This is a genomic window from Pontibacter kalidii (genome assembly GCF_026278245.1).
Lineage (GTDB): Bacteria > Bacteroidota > Bacteroidia > Cytophagales > Hymenobacteraceae > Pontibacter > Pontibacter kalidii.
Genome location: NZ_CP111079.1, coordinates 4,138,747 through 4,155,072, shown reverse-complemented (window position 1 = coordinate 4,155,072; position 16,326 = coordinate 4,138,747). Strand labels below are relative to the sequence as shown.

Annotated in this window: 23 protein-coding genes; 13 read left to right on the top strand and 10 right to left on the bottom strand. The window is 50.6% G+C overall.

Annotated features, from left to right (window positions below; genetic code table 11):
- Window positions 1-67: 67 nt before the first annotated feature.
- From OH144_RS17415 to OH144_RS17405, 3 genes are all read left to right on the top strand, one after another.
- Window positions 68-373: a hypothetical protein gene (locus OH144_RS17415; protein WP_266203550.1), complete on the top strand. Its 306-nt coding sequence runs from the start codon at window positions 68-70 to the stop codon at window positions 371-373.
- A 144-nt stretch (window positions 374-517) separates the two neighbouring features.
- Complete coding sequence (locus tag OH144_RS17410; protein ID WP_266203549.1) at window positions 518-1,261, top strand: class I SAM-dependent methyltransferase; 744 nt, start codon at window positions 518-520, stop codon at window positions 1,259-1,261.
- 9 nt (window positions 1,262-1,270) lie between these two features.
- The gene (locus OH144_RS17405) at window positions 1,271-2,029 is read left to right on the top strand and encodes a ZIP family metal transporter (RefSeq protein WP_266203548.1); all 759 of its coding nucleotides are present in this window, start codon (window positions 1,271-1,273) and stop codon (window positions 2,027-2,029) included.
- Between the two features lie 1,233 nt (window positions 2,030-3,262).
- On the opposite strand, the gene OH144_RS17400 is transcribed toward OH144_RS17405, so the two are convergent.
- The 3 genes from OH144_RS17400 to OH144_RS17390 all read right to left on the bottom strand — a co-directional run bounded on the left by OH144_RS17400 (window position 3,263) and on the right by OH144_RS17390 (window position 4,943).
- Window positions 3,263-3,634, bottom strand: coding sequence for a hypothetical protein (locus OH144_RS17400; protein WP_266203547.1), 372 nt, complete (start codon window positions 3,632-3,634; stop codon window positions 3,263-3,265).
- Between the two features lie 150 nt (window positions 3,635-3,784).
- The gene (locus tag OH144_RS17395) at window positions 3,785-4,222 is read right to left on the bottom strand and encodes a septal ring lytic transglycosylase RlpA family protein (RefSeq protein WP_266203546.1); all 438 of its coding nucleotides are present in this window, start codon (window positions 4,220-4,222) and stop codon (window positions 3,785-3,787) included.
- 22 nt (window positions 4,223-4,244) lie between these two features.
- Window positions 4,245-4,943: an alpha/beta fold hydrolase gene (locus tag OH144_RS17390; RefSeq protein WP_266203545.1), complete on the bottom strand. Its 699-nt coding sequence runs from the start codon at window positions 4,941-4,943 to the stop codon at window positions 4,245-4,247.
- Window positions 4,944-5,060: 117 nt separating this feature from the next.
- On the opposite strand from OH144_RS17390, the gene OH144_RS17385 reads away from it, so the two are divergent.
- Window positions 5,061-5,414 (top strand): MmcQ/YjbR family DNA-binding protein, encoded by a 354-nt coding sequence (locus tag OH144_RS17385; RefSeq protein WP_266203544.1) that lies wholly within the window; start codon window positions 5,061-5,063, stop codon window positions 5,412-5,414.
- 33 nt (window positions 5,415-5,447) lie between these two features.
- Here OH144_RS17385 and OH144_RS17380 read toward each other — a convergent pair whose 3' ends face one another.
- The gene (locus tag OH144_RS17380; RefSeq protein ID WP_266203543.1) at window positions 5,448-6,206 is read right to left on the bottom strand and encodes a hypothetical protein; all 759 of its coding nucleotides are present in this window, start codon (window positions 6,204-6,206) and stop codon (window positions 5,448-5,450) included.
- Window positions 6,207-6,236: 30 nt separating this feature from the next.
- Window positions 6,237-6,542, bottom strand: a complete 306-nt coding sequence (locus tag OH144_RS17375) for a hypothetical protein (protein ID WP_266203542.1) — start codon at window positions 6,540-6,542, stop codon at window positions 6,237-6,239.
- Window positions 6,543-7,139: 597 nt separating this feature from the next.
- Between OH144_RS17375 and OH144_RS17370 the strand changes: the two genes are divergently transcribed.
- The 3 genes from OH144_RS17370 to OH144_RS17360 all read left to right on the top strand — a co-directional run bounded on the left by OH144_RS17370 (window position 7,140) and on the right by OH144_RS17360 (window position 8,042).
- Window positions 7,140-7,367, top strand: a complete 228-nt coding sequence (locus OH144_RS17370) for a hypothetical protein (protein ID WP_266203541.1) — start codon at window positions 7,140-7,142, stop codon at window positions 7,365-7,367.
- A gap of 77 nt (window positions 7,368-7,444) precedes the next feature.
- The gene (locus OH144_RS17365; protein ID WP_266203540.1) at window positions 7,445-7,624 is read left to right on the top strand and encodes a hypothetical protein; all 180 of its coding nucleotides are present in this window, start codon (window positions 7,445-7,447) and stop codon (window positions 7,622-7,624) included.
- Between the two features lie 151 nt (window positions 7,625-7,775).
- Window positions 7,776-8,042: a hypothetical protein gene (locus tag OH144_RS17360; protein WP_266203539.1), complete on the top strand. Its 267-nt coding sequence runs from the start codon at window positions 7,776-7,778 to the stop codon at window positions 8,040-8,042.
- Between the two features lie 59 nt (window positions 8,043-8,101).
- On the opposite strand, the gene OH144_RS17355 is transcribed toward OH144_RS17360, so the two are convergent.
- Window positions 8,102-8,488: an Hsp20/alpha crystallin family protein gene (locus OH144_RS17355; protein WP_266203538.1), complete on the bottom strand. Its 387-nt coding sequence runs from the start codon at window positions 8,486-8,488 to the stop codon at window positions 8,102-8,104.
- Window positions 8,489-9,004: 516 nt separating this feature from the next.
- On the opposite strand from OH144_RS17355, the gene OH144_RS17350 reads away from it, so the two are divergent.
- The 6 genes from OH144_RS17350 (at window position 9,005) to OH144_RS17330 (ending at window position 13,988) form a co-directional block, all read left to right on the top strand.
- Complete coding sequence (locus OH144_RS17350) at window positions 9,005-10,168, top strand: T9SS type A sorting domain-containing protein (RefSeq protein ID WP_266203537.1); 1,164 nt, start codon at window positions 9,005-9,007, stop codon at window positions 10,166-10,168.
- 340 nt (window positions 10,169-10,508) lie between these two features.
- A complete protein-coding gene (locus tag OH144_RS17345) occupies window positions 10,509-11,144 on the top strand; it encodes an OmpA family protein (RefSeq protein WP_266203536.1) in 636 nt (211 codons plus the stop codon).
- A 193-nt stretch (window positions 11,145-11,337) separates the two neighbouring features.
- Window positions 11,338-11,718, top strand: coding sequence for a hypothetical protein (locus OH144_RS17340; protein WP_266203535.1), 381 nt, complete (start codon window positions 11,338-11,340; stop codon window positions 11,716-11,718).
- A gap of 515 nt (window positions 11,719-12,233) precedes the next feature.
- Window positions 12,234-12,635, top strand: coding sequence for a Rossmann-fold NAD(P)-binding domain-containing protein (locus OH144_RS21545; RefSeq protein ID WP_323134742.1), 402 nt, complete (start codon window positions 12,234-12,236; stop codon window positions 12,633-12,635).
- Window positions 12,569-13,225, top strand: coding sequence for an NAD(P)-dependent oxidoreductase (locus OH144_RS17335; RefSeq protein ID WP_323134798.1), 657 nt, complete (start codon window positions 12,569-12,571; stop codon window positions 13,223-13,225). Before OH144_RS21545 ends, OH144_RS17335 begins: the two co-directional genes overlap by 67 nt.
- Window positions 13,226-13,283: 58 nt before the next feature.
- Window positions 13,284-13,988 (top strand): hypothetical protein, encoded by a 705-nt coding sequence (locus OH144_RS17330; protein ID WP_266203534.1) that lies wholly within the window; start codon window positions 13,284-13,286, stop codon window positions 13,986-13,988.
- 59 nt (window positions 13,989-14,047) lie between these two features.
- Here OH144_RS17330 and OH144_RS17325 read toward each other — a convergent pair whose 3' ends face one another.
- The 4 genes from OH144_RS17325 to OH144_RS17310 form a co-directional block, all read right to left on the bottom strand.
- Window positions 14,048-14,215, bottom strand: a complete 168-nt coding sequence (locus tag OH144_RS17325) for a hypothetical protein (RefSeq protein ID WP_266203533.1) — start codon at window positions 14,213-14,215, stop codon at window positions 14,048-14,050.
- 43 nt (window positions 14,216-14,258) lie between these two features.
- Window positions 14,259-14,471, bottom strand: coding sequence for a hypothetical protein (locus OH144_RS17320; protein ID WP_266203532.1), 213 nt, complete (start codon window positions 14,469-14,471; stop codon window positions 14,259-14,261).
- A 56-nt stretch (window positions 14,472-14,527) separates the two neighbouring features.
- The gene (locus OH144_RS17315; protein ID WP_266203531.1) at window positions 14,528-14,656 is read right to left on the bottom strand and encodes a hypothetical protein; all 129 of its coding nucleotides are present in this window, start codon (window positions 14,654-14,656) and stop codon (window positions 14,528-14,530) included.
- A gap of 580 nt (window positions 14,657-15,236) precedes the next feature.
- Window positions 15,237-16,151 (bottom strand): beta-1,6-N-acetylglucosaminyltransferase, encoded by a 915-nt coding sequence (locus OH144_RS17310; RefSeq protein ID WP_266203530.1) that lies wholly within the window; start codon window positions 16,149-16,151, stop codon window positions 15,237-15,239.
- Window positions 16,152-16,326 lie beyond the last annotated feature (175 nt).

Genomic DNA, 16,326 nt, shown 5'->3' with positions numbered 1-16,326 from the left:
CAATTAAGGCTTTGCTGGCCCCGTTGCTGGCAAATCCTTTAAAGGGAAAGTATAAAAACGTACAAAAATGAATAAGAACGTAACAGCACTCTTTGCCGCCGCATGCGGTTTGTTTATGGCTTCCTGCGGTACGCCATCAGATCTGAGGCCTAATGAGAAAGTATCTACAGACTTTGTAGAGCCGGGAACGCGCAAGACTTTCAATGTGTCTGATGCCGGCACTATGGAGGCTACAGCTGGCGCTGTGCAGGGCAATGAAGATCACGAACAGGTAATGCCCGACAGTGACCTTGGCGGTAACACCCTTCAGCCGGGCGATAGTGTTATCGAAGCGGTAAAGACCAATACTGAAGCGGGCGCTACAAAAGAGTAGTTCTGCCACAGAGCAAAGCCTGCCGCTGCTGATGTAACAGCAGCGGCAGGCTTTTTTTATCCCCATGGGATTTAGCTTGCCCTTCTACCGGGGTTAAGATTATTTCCTCTATATTTGCAACACTATTGCTTTTAGCCCCCTTCCATGGCAGCACAACAGGACGCAGCATCGTGGTTTAGTACCTGGTTCGACTCGCCGTACTACCACATCCTTTACCAGCACCGCGATATGCAGGAGGCGCAGCATTTTATGGACAGGCTGCTGGCTCACCTGCACCCCAAGCCGAACGACAGGATACTGGACCTGGCCTGCGGAAAGGGCCGCTACTCGCGCTACCTAAGCCAGAAAGGCTATGATGTAACTGGCATTGATCTCTCGGAGCGAAGCATAAGCTACGCCAAAAAATACGAGGGTGAGCAGCTGCACTTTGAGCGTCACGACATGCGCGAAGTGTACAGGCCCGGCTATTTCGACTTCATCCTGAACCTGTTCACCAGCTTCGGGTACTTCGACAACGAGACCGAGAACGTGGTAGCCCTCCGTGCCACTGCCGAGAGCCTGAAGCATGGCGGCAAGCTGGTGATCGACTTCATGAACACCGATAAGGTAATCGACGAGTTGGTGGCCGAGGAGGAGAAGCAGGTGCAGGGAATAAACTTTAAGATAACGCGTGGCGTAGAGAATGGCTTTATCGTGAAAAGCATCCGCTTCCGTAGCGATGGTAAGGAGCACAGCTTTGTGGAGCGGGTGCGGGCGCTACGGGAGGAGGATTTCCTGGAGTACTTCGGCATGACGCAACTGCGCCTGGTCGATACCTTCGGCGATTACGCGCTGAACCCGTACCATCAGGCCTCCAGCGACCGGATGATATTTGTGCTAAAAAAATAACGGCCCTGCATGATCATAGCTATACTTGCGCTTTTCTTTACGGTAGTGCTCTCTGGCTTTTTGGTGAAGGTTTTCCCGCCTAACAAAACCAAGTGGCTGAAAATGGCTTTGGCCTTTAGCGGGTCTTACCTGTTCACCATCACCATCATCCACCTGCTCCCCGATGTGCTGCTGAACAGCCATGCCAGCCCTTACCGTGTGGGTTACTGGGTGCTGACGGGCTTTTTCCTGCAGCTGGTGCTGGAGCTGTTTTCGCATGGCGTGGAGCATGGGCATATCCATCACCATCAGGGGCGTGTCGGTTCCATGCCGTTCCTGCTGCTGGGCTCTTTGTTTGTGCACTCTTTTCTGGAGGGGAGTATACTTGTGGAGCAGGGGCACGCGCATGGGCACGGCGGTGGCCACGCACACGGGTCTGATAACTTCTACGTGGTGCTGCTGGGCATTGCGCTGCACCACATACCGGCCGCTTTTGCGCTGATGTCGGTGCTGATGTCGCGGCTGGAGAACTTCAGGAAAGCTTTTCTGTGGTTGCTAATCTTCGCGGTGGGCTCACCGCTGGGCATTATTGTAAGCAACACGGTGCTGTCGGAGGCGGCCCCTGATGGGCTGCTCTTTACGGCGCTGACGGGGCTGGTGGCCGGCAACTTCCTGCACATCTCCACCACCATCCTCTTCGAGACAAGCCCCGACCATCATTTTAACCGAAACAAACTGGTTGCCACGCTGCTAGGGCTTGTGCTGGCCCTGCTGAGCGATTTTGTGTAGGCGGGAGTAGGCCATAAAAAGAATGGCCGGGGTAGAAACCCGGCCAAACTCACCTCAAAACACATGCAGCATCTCTGCTGCACAAAGTGTAATAGTCTTCTCAAGGAAATAGACTGTGGGCTAAGGCAAAGGTTTAAAGCAAAGTATAAATATTTTCCTTCTGCTCCCAAGTTAATGTATCCCTAGCCCCCTTTGAAGGCAGGGCCAGTTCTATGGCTTCTGTCATCCTGTAAGTTTGGGATCCTGGACTTGTTTCGGGGTGTCTTGTGGGCAGGCTGCAGAAGCTTTAACTTGCTTTATACTTTCCCGCTCTTTCGGACTTGCCATTCGTAGGTACGGCTTATTCGGACTCCCTCATCCTCGTATGCTGTACTTTATACTTGAGCTAGACTTTATACTTCTCTGGCGCAAGCGTCCGCTTGTGCCTCTCTTAGCCCTTGCTTCCCGCAACCTGACACAAGCTATCCTTGCTAGCCGCTGTTCATCCACGGCTGACGAAGCTTGAACAGAGCTCCCCTCCTTGGCTAAGGAGGGGTAGGGGTGGTTGGACCAGGTAGAGCAGAAACTCCCTCTCCTGTTTTGGAGTAGGGGACCTCGAGAAAAGGAGAGGGCTGGGATGAGGTGAAATTCCCCTCCTCGGAGGGGCCAGGGGTGGGTTTCATGCTTGTAGGGACAGGTCGCGACCTGTCCGCGCGATACCAGTAGCTATGAAACTTATACCTTAAAGCAATTTCAGGCTCCCCTCCTGGGGGTAGGGGCCCTCGAAAAAGCCAAGGAGGGGCAGGGGTGGTTGGGCCCGGTCCTGCAGAACGCGGATTAGTACTTTTGCAACAGCAGGAGCTGGAATAATTCCGCCTCGTAGAGGCTAGGGGTGAGTTGAGGAGAAGAAGCTACGTGGTTGCGTACAGCACACCCAATAATGGTATAAATCAGAGTATTCCGGAGCAAAGGGCAAGCAAACGCAGCGGTTTATACTTGCTGCGCCGAAGAGCTGTTGCTGGCAGTTGCCGCACCAAGCCGGAGCGGTGCTATAGGCTTACCCATCTCTTGTCCCGGGCGTTTCAATGGTAGGGATGATGCCTACGGGCCTAAAAACGGAGGAGCAGGAGCTGTTAGTAAGTATAGATGGATAAGTGAATCAGAGCCGCGCCAGTAGATAGCAAGGCCAAAGTATACAGCAAAGTAGCCCTAGCCTGTTATGAGCTAAGGCAGGTATAAGCTAGAAAAGTGGAGTTAAATAACCGTAGAAAGCAGGGTGGCAATAAGGGCCTTTAAGGTAACCACTACGGCGTTAGAGCCTGCGGCTGTGTCAGACTCTTCTCCTTCTGAGGAAAAAGCATCACGGAAGTAAGCTAACGGGCTCTCCAGAACCTCGGCATCCAGAACCGACCGCTCGCGGGGTTTAGTGGAGGCCACCTTCGGCTTTGCCTTATCGGGAGTGGTGTCGGTGTCCTTCGCAGTAACTGCCTGGCGGGCCGCCGCATCCTGCGAAACCTGCTGGGCAGGGGCGGAAGTATCGTTGTTGGCTTCTGCGTAGGCTTGGGTAGTGGGCATAAGAATCATGCACAGCAGCAGGATAGCTACCATCGGCAATACATCACGCATTTTTCCCCAAGTTTTAGTCATGCACAAATTTATACATAAAATAGATAAAAGCCAAGAACTGGTGCTGGTGATTTAGAGAAAATCCGATAATATAGGGTGAACGTATGTTGTTGAAGCCGTGGAATTTAAAATAAGCGAGGCAGGTCCTGTTTATTTGCCTTTGATTGGCCTTACAACCTCCAGCCGAACGGGCACCACGCCCCTCTTGACCATGCCCACGCGCTTTGCCGCAGCCTCCGACAAATCCACGATGCGACCACGGACAAAGGGGCCACGGTCGGTAATCTCCACCCTCACCGATTTGTTGTTTTGCAGGTTCGTTACCTCTACCTGGGTGCCGAAGGGAAGCTTTCTGTGCGCGGCAGTTAGCTTACTGCGTTTGTAGCGCTCGCCGTTCGCCATTTTACGGCCCTGAAACTTGCGGCCATAGTAGGAGGCTTTTCCTTCCTCGGTATAGCCTTTCTCCCCGAAGCTGGGGGCGGTGGTGGCGCAGGAGCTGAGGCAAATAGCCACTGCGGCGGCAGCCAGCGTACTCTTAGCGGCTCTGGAAAGTATGGAAATGGGTGATGCGGGTAAAAAAGGAAACATAAATTAAGCTGTAACTGATGGTTTAACGGCCAACCTGACCGATGAATTGCCTGATGCAGTGGCTTAAATCCTGCACCGGAAGCGTTTCGAGCGGATGGCGGGTGTTGGGCAGCACCTGCAGGCGCGCGTTTGGCAGCAGCCTGCAGGCCCACAGCGTCTCCTCCACCGTCACCATGTTGTCGCGGTCGCCGACGGCTACCTGAACGGGTAGCTGCAGCTGGGGCAGAGTGTCGGGGGTAAGGATGGGGCTTTGGCCGAGCCAGCGCATCATACCCGCCGTTTGGCGCATTACGTGCTTCCAGTCCTGCGGGGCGTGGCGCCGGGCAAGTGTGGCGGCAAAGGCCGGCACCTTCTCCTCCACCCTCTCCGGGTTCAGCAGCTTTGTCTCCTGCTCCGCCGCCTCCGCCGACCAGGCAAACTTGGTGGCCAGCGTGTAAATGCTGCGGATGCGCTGCGGGTGTTGGAGGGCAAGGCTCAGGGCCGCGTAGCCGCCCATGCTATATCCGAAGACATGTGTGCTGTCTAGCTGTTGCTGTTCCAGGAAATCAAGTATATCCTGCACAAACAGCTGCATCGTGAATGGCTCCTGCGGCAGCGGCTTGCCCCCGTGGCCCGAAAAATCCAGCGTGTGGACCCGGTAAGAATCCTGCAGCGCCTGCTTTAGCGGCTCCAGCATAGTGGCAGCGCCCAGGGCGCCATGCAGCAGCAGTAAGTTTTCCATCGGCAGGGGTGTCTGGTTAAAGTATGGAAGGTGCTCCGGCCAAATCTACGAAAAACACCTCAACCATACCGCCTAAAAGTATAAATTGCTAGCCACAAGTATAAACAGCGCAAACCTATGACGATTGAAGACCTGCAGGAACTGTGCCGGCAGCTGCCCGGCGTTACCGAAAGTATAAAATGGGAGCACGACCTGTGCTTTTGCGTGGCCGATAAGATGTTTCTGGTGGTGGGGCTGGATAAGGCCCCGGTCTCGGCCTCGTTTAAAGTGGCCGCAGAGGAGTTTGAGGAAATGAGCAGCCGGACCGGCTTTAGTCCCGCGCCTTACCTGGCCAGGTATAAATGGGTGGCGCTGGATGATATAAGCCGACTGGCGCCGCAGGAGTGGGAGCAGCGCGTGCGGGCGTCGTATGCGTTGGTGGCTGGCAAGCTGCCGAAGAAGGTGCGGCAAGGGCTGGGGCTGGAGGCCTGAAAAAGCCGGAGCTGTGGGCCCCGGCTTCTGTTGCTATCGCTGCAGCTGGTAGTTATACACCTCCATGGCCTGCGTCAGCTTGTCCTTCTGGAACAGGTTTATCACCAGTTGGGCGCCCAGCACACCAGCGCCGGCGTACATCAGCGGGTTTATTCTCAGGTTGGTGTTGCCGTTTACCTCCTGCGAACTGTTGATGGACTTAACGGCACCCACCGCTAGTAAACCAACCCCCACGATCGAAACCCCCGTATTGATCAGCTTGTCGCGCTTGTAGCGTTGCAGCAGCCCCATACTGGAGGCGTTGTCGGCCAGGGCTGTCTCCAGGTTATCGAAGTTCATCACGTACAGCGGCCCATTATCCTTGGAGAAAAAATAAATGCGCTTGCGGCTGGTGCGCGGCATGCCGTAGCCACCATATCCGTACCCGTACGGAGAGTAGCCGTAGCCGCCATCGTAGTAGGTGCGGGTGGTGTAGAACTTATCGATGCGGGGGCCGTCGGTGAGTCGCTTGGCGAAGGCGTTGTAGCTGTTGCCAGACTCCACGCGCGCAAAAAAGCCATCCTCGCTCTGGAACACGTTCACCATGCTCGGGTTGAACTTGAGGGAGTCGTCGAGCAGGAAGTGGTTGGATTTGAAGATGGGCGACTTATACTGCAGCTTGTTGGCATAATAAACCTGGCCGTCCTGCAGTTGTATAAAGTAGCGGCCTTGCCCGGTGCCCACCTGCCCAAAGGCGGTATAGCCAAGCAGGAGGCAAAGTATCAGCGGTAGTAGGTTCTTTGTCGTCATCATACTTAAGAATATAGGATCCGGTGTTTTAGGTTAATACAGGAAAAAGAGCATCACAAACATCCCCAGCAGGGCCAGGTATACCCAACGCATGAGCTGGGGACGGTGCTTGCCCGGCACGGTGCTGCTCACCACCAGCACGGCAGCCAGTAGGCAAAGCAAGTATAAAAGTATAAACGTAACCGCCTTTACCCAGTTCGGCACAATCGTGTTTTCAGGTTGGAGCTGGTTGCTCATGCCAATGCCCGACAGCAGCCACTGCAGCCCGAAAAACACCGCCAGCTCAAAAACAACAAAGTATAGAAGCCAGTTCAGCCAGGTGTTTTTGCCGCTGCTCATGGGTGTGTGCTTTAAAAATGGTATCCCTTGTTCTAAAAGTTCCGGCGTAAAAAAGCTGCGTGCGGCACTAAGGATAACGTACGCTACCGGCATTATGGTATAACAGCTTGCCTGCGCCCCGCCTACCGTAAAGGCAAGCACCTCCTGGCCTGCCGCTGCAGCACCCGGTCGCTAGTTAAAATCCACCTAAACCTACGCATTTTTCTGATTCTTCGAAAGCACCTGCCCGGCACTCTTTACGGTGCAGCATCAGGTGAGGCGGCTACTCTTCCGGGTTCGGGTGAGGGGATACAAGATACGGCACCTTGCGCAGGTTAAACGGCTTATACTGAGGGTGTAATGGATCTTTGTGAAGTGCCGATATAGAAGTATAGCAGTATGAAAGTATTATGGCTTGTTTTTTGTACTGTTAATGATAGGAAACTTCAGGGGCCGTTTACCGGCAGCTAGGCGCTTTCTGCGCTAAATGGAGGCTATATATAGGTAAACGGCTGTTTATCAGGTGTATGAATTTCTGAAGAATCTAGTTGTACTATTATTTTTTTTGAAACAAAATCCGGGGGAAGTACCGTTAAAATACCAGGAGAATGTAGGGCTATGAAGTTAATTCGAAATATAACGTTAGATAAATATAAATTTTACACTGGTGAGGAGGCGAGGAAGATATTCAGCATAGCTTACGAGGACCTCACCACCGTAATCTATTATCAAGACGAAAACAACGATTTTAAGTTAGTAGTGGCGAAGGAGGATGACCCTCCTATCATTGTAGAGAAAGGAATAACAAGGGCCGAGGCCTTCCGCTTAATGAACACCCGTCCGTAACCCGGACGGGTTTTTTGTTGCCTAGTATACTTCTCTGCCTTTACGTTGTTTCACACACTCTCCCGTTTACCTTATCTATGAGCCTCAAAAACAAATACTATAAGATTGCCGTGTATGGCTTCGTGCTGAGCCTGTTACTGCAGCTGGTGCTGTTCTTCGCCGTGGACCCTTATATCGCTTCCGTCATTTCTCCATTTTACCCTGTCTGGTTCATTCTGTTTGTGGTGGGCTGGCGCAAAGAGCACCCGCGCCGTTAGCCAGGGCCTGGTTTATACTTTAGCCATGTTGTACTGAGCCTTGAGCAGGTAGTGGTAAAATAAAGAAAATGCCCTGCTAGGGCGTGGATGCGGCAAAACGGGCACTTTTTATGTCGTTTTATACTTATAGGGTATAGCCAAAGACGACAGTATGGATAAGACGCAAGAGAGAATTATGGCCGACGAGAACCATGTGCAGCATATGTTTTTGCTGGTGGAGAACGCTGAAATGGTGTGCGTACTAAACATTGCCGGCCACCCTTACCGCCTGCGCGAGCTGATTTTTATGATGATTGAGAATGGCTGCAGCGTGGTGCAGACTACATCTGATGGGTTCAACACCTTTGAGTACGACCAGGAAACAGTGGAGGTGCACGATTTCCTAACCTCCATCATCAAGGCACGGTTTATACAGTAAGCAGGCAGGCTGCTCCTGAAAACAAAAAGGCTACCGTTGCGGCAGCCTTTTTTATGCTTTTAGAGTTGCTTTATTTCAATTTCGCGGGGCTTGTTGGTGCCCTCAAAGTATGGCAGCCTTACCTGCAGCTGTCCATCCTCGTGCACAGCCTCAATGCGACCCAGGTCTACCTGCGGGGGCAACTGGAACACCCTGTTAAACAGCGGGGCAGCCATCTCCGGGTTCTCTTCGTCATGCAGGATCGAGAACAGGGTGAGGCGGTTGTTGTGCAGTACTACCTTAAACGATTCCGGGCTTACGCCGGCGGCCCAGACATTAATCACAGCGCCTTTCTTATACTTCTCTACCTGTACGTACGTCTCACTTACGCCTCCGCCGATGGTGTTCAGCAGGTTTATCTGATGGGCGATATTCTTTAAAAACTCTTTATCCTTTATCAATTTCATCTCTTTCTCCTTCTTAGTTCTTATAGCTTCCACAATGCAAACGCGGTGCCAAAGACTTCACTATATCGCTCAGGTTTGGGTGCGTTGATTTGAGTGTCAAAATGGCTATAATCAGGCCATTGGCCTGTAAGAAAAGTGCCAAGGTGTCATTCCTGCGGTGCACGAAACAAGGGTATTTCACGAGGAGGGGCAGCATTGTCTTAGCTCCTTTAAGATCGTATTGACTCTGACTATTTTTCCTAATTTGGGAATAGAATAGCGTGGATATGAGGTGTTTTCCATTGTTGGGAAAATCTTGGTTCGAATAGCACAAATATTGGAAGAGAATGAATATTTTTTATTTCCTATACTGATTTAAAGTTGTAACAGTAATGCTTTGTGGTGCAGGGAGTTATAGGCTTGGAGTGAGCAGGTATATAACTAATATTATATGGTATTGTTTAGGCGAAGTATAAGGAATTGCGGTCTGGCATGTTTCTTTCTTTATAATGATCGAACGAAACAAAGTATAGTACCATGAAATTGATCTTTACCCTCGCCGCAGCTCTTTTCCTTTTTGCTTTTACCACGCAGGCACAGGAGGTAGTTGTATATGAGCAGAATTTCGCAGCAGCCCCTTCTAATATAAGTACTTCAACCTGGACTATAGACAATAAGTACCCTAACGGCACGACCGGAGGATCCTACTACAGAACAAGGATTGCCTCCAGTACAGGTACCGTAAAGCAGTTTACCCTAAGCAAACCAATCTCTACGATGGGCATGTTAGGCCTGATGGTAACCTGGCAGGAGTATAGAACACAACACTGGCGCCACAATGACAACTCGCAAACTATCCTGAAGCAGCAGCAGAACAGTAATTCTACTAAAGTCGATAATACTAATCCAATAGTGTTGGAGTATAGCCTGGATGGTGTGAACTACTCCTCTAAGGGTGTCAGCTTTACGCAGAACACAAATAGCTTTTATACATGGGCCCCCATCAATGGAGGCAACCCTGTATTTCTTCCCGCTGATGTCCTGAACCAGGAGAAGGTATACCTGCGCTGGACAATTACAGTGAACGCCGTCAATGAAGATTTCTATGCAATGGATGATTTAAGGATTGTTGGCGAGGAAGAGCAAGTGGTGGCGCCCCTTCCGGTAGAGCTAATGTATTTCAAGGGTGCCGTGCAGGGCGCTAACGCCAGCTTAACCTGGGCCACAGCGCAGGAGATAAACAATGAGAAGTTTATAGTGGAGCGCAGCCAGGACGGCAGAAGCTTCAGTAAGATTGGGGAGGTACAGGGCCATGGCAACAGCAGCACGCTCGTTAGCTATACTTTCACCGACACCAGCCCGGCACAAGGAACCAACTATTACCGCTTGCGCCAGGTAGACTTTGGCGGAGCAGAGGAAGCTTCCAACCTGGTGGCCCTGCAGTTTAAAGGCATGCAGCACGTGCTGAACGGCAACATCGCCAAAGTATACCCAACCATCGCAGCCACTGAGGTAAGCGTAAGTCTGACCCTGGGCAACGCGCAGGTTACGGTGCTGAACGCCAGTGGTCTTCAGGTAGCGCAGTACAGCAATGCCAGCCAGCACCTGGTGCTGCCGGTAAGCCACCTGCAGCCGGGCGTATACTTTGTGAAGGTATCTGACGGCACGCAGCAGCAGACACAGCGTTTCGTGAAAAGATAAGTGAGTATAGGATCTTTTTCTTGAGCTTTTACGAGCCCCGGACCTTTCCCAGGATCCGGGGCTTTGCTTTTGCACGACGGCCAGGCGGGCTGTCGCCTCCATCCTTAGGGCCTGGTATACTTTCTAACTCAAGTTGGGATCAATACATGAACTGAAAGTCTTACCCCACCCCTGCCTCCTGGGAGGGTCAGGTTAAGCGCATCTTGAGTTTTATACTTGCCCTTTCAAACTTCTCGCTGTCCCCAATTCTTTTTTGCATTCCTGAAAAGATCTGGAGGCTGGGCACAACTATCCTTCCTGCTACGCGTAGCTTTAGGACAAATTAATGATAATGTTTACTATGAAAAAGAACTGGATTGTGATGCTTTGTGGAATAGGCTTGCTTAGCGCCTGCAACAGCCCTGAAGGCGGCGTTGACAGAGACACCATGGAGGAGGCTACAGCTGATTCTGCCGTTGCTTATGAAGATGAGCGTGGGCGGATAGAGGCAGATGGTGCCGAGGTGATAACTGTGGAAGAGACCTACTGGGCTAACATAGACTGGGATGCCCCTGAAACGGGTAATGCGGAGATGAAGGAAGCAGAGATAGAAGCGCGCGCCACAAACGAGTACAACATTTATACTTTGGATGACCGTGTGCTGTTCGATACCGACAAGGCGGAGATCCGGCCCGAGGGGGAGGAGAAGCTGCAGCAGATAGCCAAGGCACTGAACAACCTGCCTCCTAATGCCGTAATCCGGGTGTTCGGACACGCCGATGCCCGGGCCGGGGCAGCGTATAACAAGCAGCTCTCCGAGGAGCGCGCCAATGCCGTGAAAAACTGGCTGCAGGAGGAGGGTGACGTCGACGCCAACCGCCTGTCTATAGGCGCAATGGGCGAGCAGGCTCCCCGGGCCACAAACAAGACACCCGAGGGCCGGCAGCTTAACCGCCGTGTATCCATTGTGGCGGTTACCCGCCAGCCACAGTCCTAAATGCCTATTCGTTTAAGAAGCCGCTGGCCAGTACCAGCGGCTTTCTTTATGAACGTGTACAGCTGTCCGCAGCCGCAGGTATTTTAGCCGTGGGCTCTGGTTCATGCCTTTTATTTAAGCCGTACTTTCTATACCTTTTGCCATACTCATTCTCACCCGGTTTATGTTCGACCTATACTTCAAGAATAACTTTGTGAGTATTTATTTTGATAAGGAACGGCGGCTGGGGAAGGCTGTCTGGAACGGTCATTTAAGCGGGGCAGAGTACAGGGAGTTGGTGCTGCTGTGTCTCGACCTGACTGACAGGCACGAACTGCTGGGCTGGCTCGGGGATAACCGCAAGATGCAGACCATTGAGCCCGCCGACCTGCAATGGAGCCTGGAGGTGTTCGTGCCGCAGATTGTAACAGGGCCACTGCTGCGCATGGCTAATCTTCCCTCCGAGTATGAGGAGAACCGGCAAGCAATGGAAATAATGCTCGAGAAAAAGAGCAAACTGGATCAGAAACTGGTCATCCGCGACTTCGACAGCGAAGAGGAGGCCCTGGCCTGGCTGCTGGAGTTAACGGAGTAGCGATGTATACTTTCTGCGAGGAAAGCTCCTAAGCAACACCCTATTATGCCCGTACAAGTATAAATGCTGGCTGTAAGCTCGCTGGAGCCGGGGGAGTGCAAGCATACCTGCACCACAGCCTGATAACCGGCCCCCGCAGGATGCCGCACCCACGCCCAGCCTATACTTTCAGCAGCAAAAACAGCCCTCCCGCCATGCGCCTGAAACGTTCGGAACCCTCGGCTCACGGGAAAGCCGGGCGCCACCAGGTCTTAGTTGCTCTTTTGGGCAGCGATACAGGCCTCCTGCAGATTTATCACTGTCCAATCGGTCATGCACTGTTGATGGAATCATAGGAAGGAACAGTATGCGCCAAGGGGGAAACTCACGCAGGATTCTTTCCGCTTGCCGTCACTTCCCGTGTTCTCAAGATCTTCTGCTCTGCTTCAGGTTATCTGCGCCTTGCCTTATTTAAAAGAAGAAACGTAACAGTATATAAAAGCTCTGCTAAGTAATTACTGTAGCAAAAACCCATTATGGAAGTAGTATTCTTCAGCTCCAAGGCATACGATCAGCAGTTTTTCTCCAAAGCGAATGAGGAGTATAAGCATCACCTCAAATTCCTGGAGACCCACCTAAACGAGGGTACAGCCGTGTTGGCAAACGGGTACGGGGCAATTTGCATCTTCGTAAATGACATAGTCAATAAAGAGGCACTACAGGTTCTGGCAGAACAAGGCATAAAGCTTGTCGCGCTCCGTTGTGCAGGCTTCAATAATGTGGACCTGGGTGCGGCAGAGGAACTGGGGATAAACATTGTGCGTGTACCGGCCTATTCGCCTTATTCGGTGGCCGAGCACACCGTAGCGCTATACTTACCCTTAACCGTAAGACCCACCGGGCCTATAACCGTGTTAAAGAGGGCAATTTCGCCTTAAACGGACTAATGGGCTTTGACCTGCATGGCAGGACCACGGGCATCATAGGCCTAGGAAAAATCGGCCTGGTAACGGCTCAGATCCTGAAGGGCTTTGGGTGCCGTGTGCTGGGCTACGATGTGGTGAAGCGCGGTGAGGAAGAGGAGGCAGGTATAGCGTTCACCGACCTCGATACGCTCTACAGAGAGTCGGATATCATCTCGCTGCACTGTCCGCTTACCCCGCAGACGTACCACATGATCAACGAGGCGTCGATTGGCAAGATGAAGGATGGCGTAATGATCATCAACACCAGCCGGGGCGCTACTATCGATACACGGGCCGTTATCAGGGGGTTGAAGAGCGAGAAAATTGCCCACCTCGGGCTGGATGTGTATGAGGAGGAAGCGGATCTTTTTTTTGAGGATCTTTCTGACAAAGTGATCAAAGATGACGTGTTCATGCGGCTGCTCTCCTTTAACAACGTACTCATTACAGGGCATCAGGCCTTTTTCACGACAGACGCGATGCAGGCCATTGCCCGTGTTACCCTTCAGAGCATCACGGATTTTGAGCAGCAGAAGCCACTGGAAAATGAAGTAAAGCCCTAGGTATGCCTCCCATTCTAAGAAAAGAGGCAAGGGCCTGTAACCAATTACATGTACAACCATGAAAACAAGTATTAAATCCTTCTTCTGCTTTGCCTTGGCGGTGCTTAGCTTTGGCTGCAACGATGATGGCGGAACAGCCACACCAGTAGACTCCTTCAGCTATACTTTTGAGGAAAGCGCTGAGGGCTGGGAAGGCGGCGTGGCTGATTACCCAGCCGATTGGGACACAAGCCGGCTGGAGTTCAGGTTTGCCCGCACCGACTTGCCTGCTTCGGTTAACAAGGACGGTATGGCGATGCGCATTTCCGGAAGGAACTTCAGCGACGACCTGTTCATGTTCATGAAGAAGCAAGTAACCGGGTTGGAGCCAAACCAGACTTATAGCGTTACCTTCCGGATAGAACTGGCCTCTCAGTACCCGGAGGAGTCAGTAGGAATAGGCGGCAGCCCCGGGGCGAGTGTTTACCTGAAGGCGGGAGGATCAACCATAGAACCAATGGCGGTGGTAGAAGGAGACTACATCCGGCTCAACATTGACAAGGGCAACCAGGCCCAGGGCGGCGAGGATATGGTGGTACTAGGTAATGTGGGTATACCTGGCGAGGATTTTACTTATCAGCTTATCCAGCGCGACAACGAGCAGCAACCGGTAGAGGTAACCACCGACAGCAACGGCAGCCTTTGGCTCATCATCGGTACAGACTCCGGCTTTGAAGGCACCACCACGCTATATTATAACACCGTGGAGGTGATGCTGGAGTAGCCAGAGCCAACAACTGTTGCTCCTCCGTGGCCCCAGACACTGCAGGGGCTTTGTAGTGGCTACAGTTCCTCTTCCTCTATATGCGGGGCAATGCTGGTGAAGTCGGCGGCGTTTTCCTGATGAAACCATTTATACTTGCCCCAGCCCCCAAACCACCCTAGTACATCCTCCCCTGCAAAGCCGTGTTGCCTTTCGATAAGAGGCTGTGGTAGGAGGAATAAGGCCAATCGCTGAAATCAGGTATAAGGCCGTGGTACTGCGGGTTAAAATTTAAAAAATTAGCCTGGTAAAGTATACCTCTGAGGTCACCTCTTTTCTCCCGAAGCGGTGCTGGAGCAGGCGGCCAGTGCGGTCATACTTCAGGTTGATGGCCTTGGCGTAGGCGTTGAGCAGGTGCCCGGGCTGCCAGTTTATACTTATGAGCTTCGTCTCATTCTCTGTTACCCATTGCGGCTTCAGGGCATCTTCGTCTTTTATTTGCACCAGGAAATGCACATGGTTGGGCAGCAGGCAGTAAGCAAAGGTATCAACGTAAGGTGCTACATACTTCCGATAGAGCTGCAGAAAGTAGTGGTAATTGTCGTGGTGCCGGAAGAGTGTTTCTTGTTATTGCCGCGGGTATAAAGATGGTATAACTTCCCCGGCTCCAGTTGTATCATCTTTTGCATCTATACTTCTACGAACCAGCAGCAACGTTGGATCAAAAAGACCTGGCGGCTCAGAAATACCTCGTGGTGTCCGGAGGGCCCGCGGGTGTCTGGTGGAAAGGCTGTTGCTTGGCTTTGTAGCTGAGGGCGCTAGAGGGGTTAGACGCTCGCGGGTCGTAAAGACGCCGCGAGGTCTGGATCTCACTCAGTAACATTATAAATAAAAAAGGAGCAAGTTTGCTTGCTCCTTTTTTATTTATAATGTTTGAAGTTACTTAAAAAGCTTATGCTTGTCATTGTAAGTAACAACAGGTAAGCTTAGTCTATCCCTATCCCTTTCCCTTGGCCGTTGTGTTCGCCTTACAACTTTTAGCAGCTTCACAATATCTTCTACAGCATTTTCAATCTTTACCATGATACCATTCTCACTTGCTTTCTTCTGCTCTTTTACAAATTGATATGCAAATGAGCGAGAAATAAACTCAACTTTTTCAAAGTCAATGTATATATCGTCTATTGTTGAATGTTTCTCGAAAACTAGTGTAGCAGCCTCTCCAGAGTTTTGCCAAAGTAATCAATAAGCTTGATCCTTATGCTCATTTTAGTAGTTTCTTTCAAGCTTACCTTGCTCGTTTACTTTGGATAGACAAGCGTTATCTATTAGGTCTAATATCTCGGTGTCAATAGAATAATCAAACTTTCTGGCATATAAAGCATTTGAGATTACGAGGTCTTTATAATTTTCATTAGTAAGTATTTCTGGGTGTTGTGTTCGATCTTTAAAAATCATATATCTCTTGTTATTATTTATAATGCTTCTTAAAAGCTTCTCATCTTTAGTATTCAAAAGTATAGTCTGGAAAAAGATCTCGTCCGGTGCAAAGGTAGCTTTATGAAAAGATACGTATGCCGGGTTCTTTTCGACATAATCTAGAATATATTCCAATGCATATATATCAATCGTCCACCATTGGGACCCACCATACGGAACTAAGTTATTAGGCAGCCTTCTCGTTAGAAATGGAAAAAAGTTAGCTAAAAAATTAAGTGCTTTAGCAGTGAACCTTTGATGAAATTTAAACCCAAAGAAGTACTTGTCAAGGCGAAATGCGCCTCCCCTGTTTTGCCACCTCTTATAGTTAGGGATAGGGAAATATTCTATGAAGACACTATACTTAGAAGTGTGAAAATAGTCATTTATAATCTCATTACTCTTTATTGGATAGTCTTGCCCGCTTAGTAAAACGATAGTGTCGAATTGTTGCTTTGACGCTTTAATGGCATTCAAGGCGTTTAATGTTGCTTCAACCAGTTCGAAGCTAGCCCAACTTGACTTTACTCTTTTGACATAATTAATCTTATTGCCAAAATCTGATAAGCTAGAAAAATCATGTAAAGAGACTTGTTTATCGATATGTACAAAAAATGTGGATGCATTATCATCTAGCCTACTTAACAAACGGTAAAGTTGTGAAGGGTTCTTGTGGGCCAAAATTATATAAGCCTTTTCCATCATGGGGAACATGTAATATCAATCTATCTTTAGATATAATCTAAAATTTATATAACGGATTTACGAGAGGTTTGGGTGATTTTTGTTGACTCAGAAGAAGAATAATTCCCCTTTGTTTTTGGTGTTTTCACCAAAAACAAAGGGGAATCAATCAATAGTAGTAGCCTGTATTCCTTTG

What these genes read in the sequence shown, in the direction of transcription:
- OH144_RS17365 (WP_266203540.1), top strand. Translation starts at nt 7,445, where the DNA reads ATGAGCCTCAAAAACAAATACTATAAGATTGCCGTGTATGGCTTCGTG.
- OH144_RS17395 (WP_266203546.1), bottom strand. Translation starts at nt 4,222, where the DNA reads ATGTTTCCTTTTTTACCCGCATCACCCATTTCCATACTTTCCAGAGCC.
- OH144_RS17350 (WP_266203537.1), top strand. Translation starts at nt 9,005, where the DNA reads ATGAAATTGATCTTTACCCTCGCCGCAGCTCTTTTCCTTTTTGCTTTT.
- OH144_RS17415 (WP_266203550.1), top strand. Translation starts at nt 68, where the DNA reads ATGAATAAGAACGTAACAGCACTCTTTGCCGCCGCATGCGGTTTGTTT.
- OH144_RS17355 (WP_266203538.1), bottom strand. Translation starts at nt 8,488, where the DNA reads ATGAAATTGATAAAGGATAAAGAGTTTTTAAAGAATATCGCCCATCAG.
- OH144_RS17330 (WP_266203534.1), top strand. Translation starts at nt 13,284, where the DNA reads ATGAAAACAAGTATTAAATCCTTCTTCTGCTTTGCCTTGGCGGTGCTT.
- OH144_RS21545 (WP_323134742.1), top strand. Translation starts at nt 12,234, where the DNA reads ATGGAAGTAGTATTCTTCAGCTCCAAGGCATACGATCAGCAGTTTTTC.
- OH144_RS17375 (WP_266203542.1), bottom strand. Translation starts at nt 6,542, where the DNA reads ATGAGCAGCGGCAAAAACACCTGGCTGAACTGGCTTCTATACTTTGTT.
- OH144_RS17405 (WP_266203548.1), top strand. Translation starts at nt 1,271, where the DNA reads ATGATCATAGCTATACTTGCGCTTTTCTTTACGGTAGTGCTCTCTGGC.
- OH144_RS17390 (WP_266203545.1), bottom strand. Translation starts at nt 4,943, where the DNA reads ATGGAAAACTTACTGCTGCTGCATGGCGCCCTGGGCGCTGCCACTATG.
- OH144_RS17380 (WP_266203543.1), bottom strand. Translation starts at nt 6,206, where the DNA reads ATGATGACGACAAAGAACCTACTACCGCTGATACTTTGCCTCCTGCTT.
- OH144_RS17315 (WP_266203531.1), bottom strand. Translation starts at nt 14,656, where the DNA reads ATGCAAAAGATGATACAACTGGAGCCGGGGAAGTTATACCATCTTTAT.
- OH144_RS17370 (WP_266203541.1), top strand. Translation starts at nt 7,140, where the DNA reads ATGAAGTTAATTCGAAATATAACGTTAGATAAATATAAATTTTACACT.
- OH144_RS17360 (WP_266203539.1), top strand. Translation starts at nt 7,776, where the DNA reads ATGGATAAGACGCAAGAGAGAATTATGGCCGACGAGAACCATGTGCAG.
- OH144_RS17400 (WP_266203547.1), bottom strand. Translation starts at nt 3,634, where the DNA reads ATGCGTGATGTATTGCCGATGGTAGCTATCCTGCTGCTGTGCATGATT.
- OH144_RS17345 (WP_266203536.1), top strand. Translation starts at nt 10,509, where the DNA reads ATGAAAAAGAACTGGATTGTGATGCTTTGTGGAATAGGCTTGCTTAGC.
- OH144_RS17385 (WP_266203544.1), top strand. Translation starts at nt 5,061, where the DNA reads ATGACGATTGAAGACCTGCAGGAACTGTGCCGGCAGCTGCCCGGCGTT.
- OH144_RS17410 (WP_266203549.1), top strand. Translation starts at nt 518, where the DNA reads ATGGCAGCACAACAGGACGCAGCATCGTGGTTTAGTACCTGGTTCGAC.
- OH144_RS17310 (WP_266203530.1), bottom strand. Translation starts at nt 16,151, where the DNA reads ATGATGGAAAAGGCTTATATAATTTTGGCCCACAAGAACCCTTCACAA.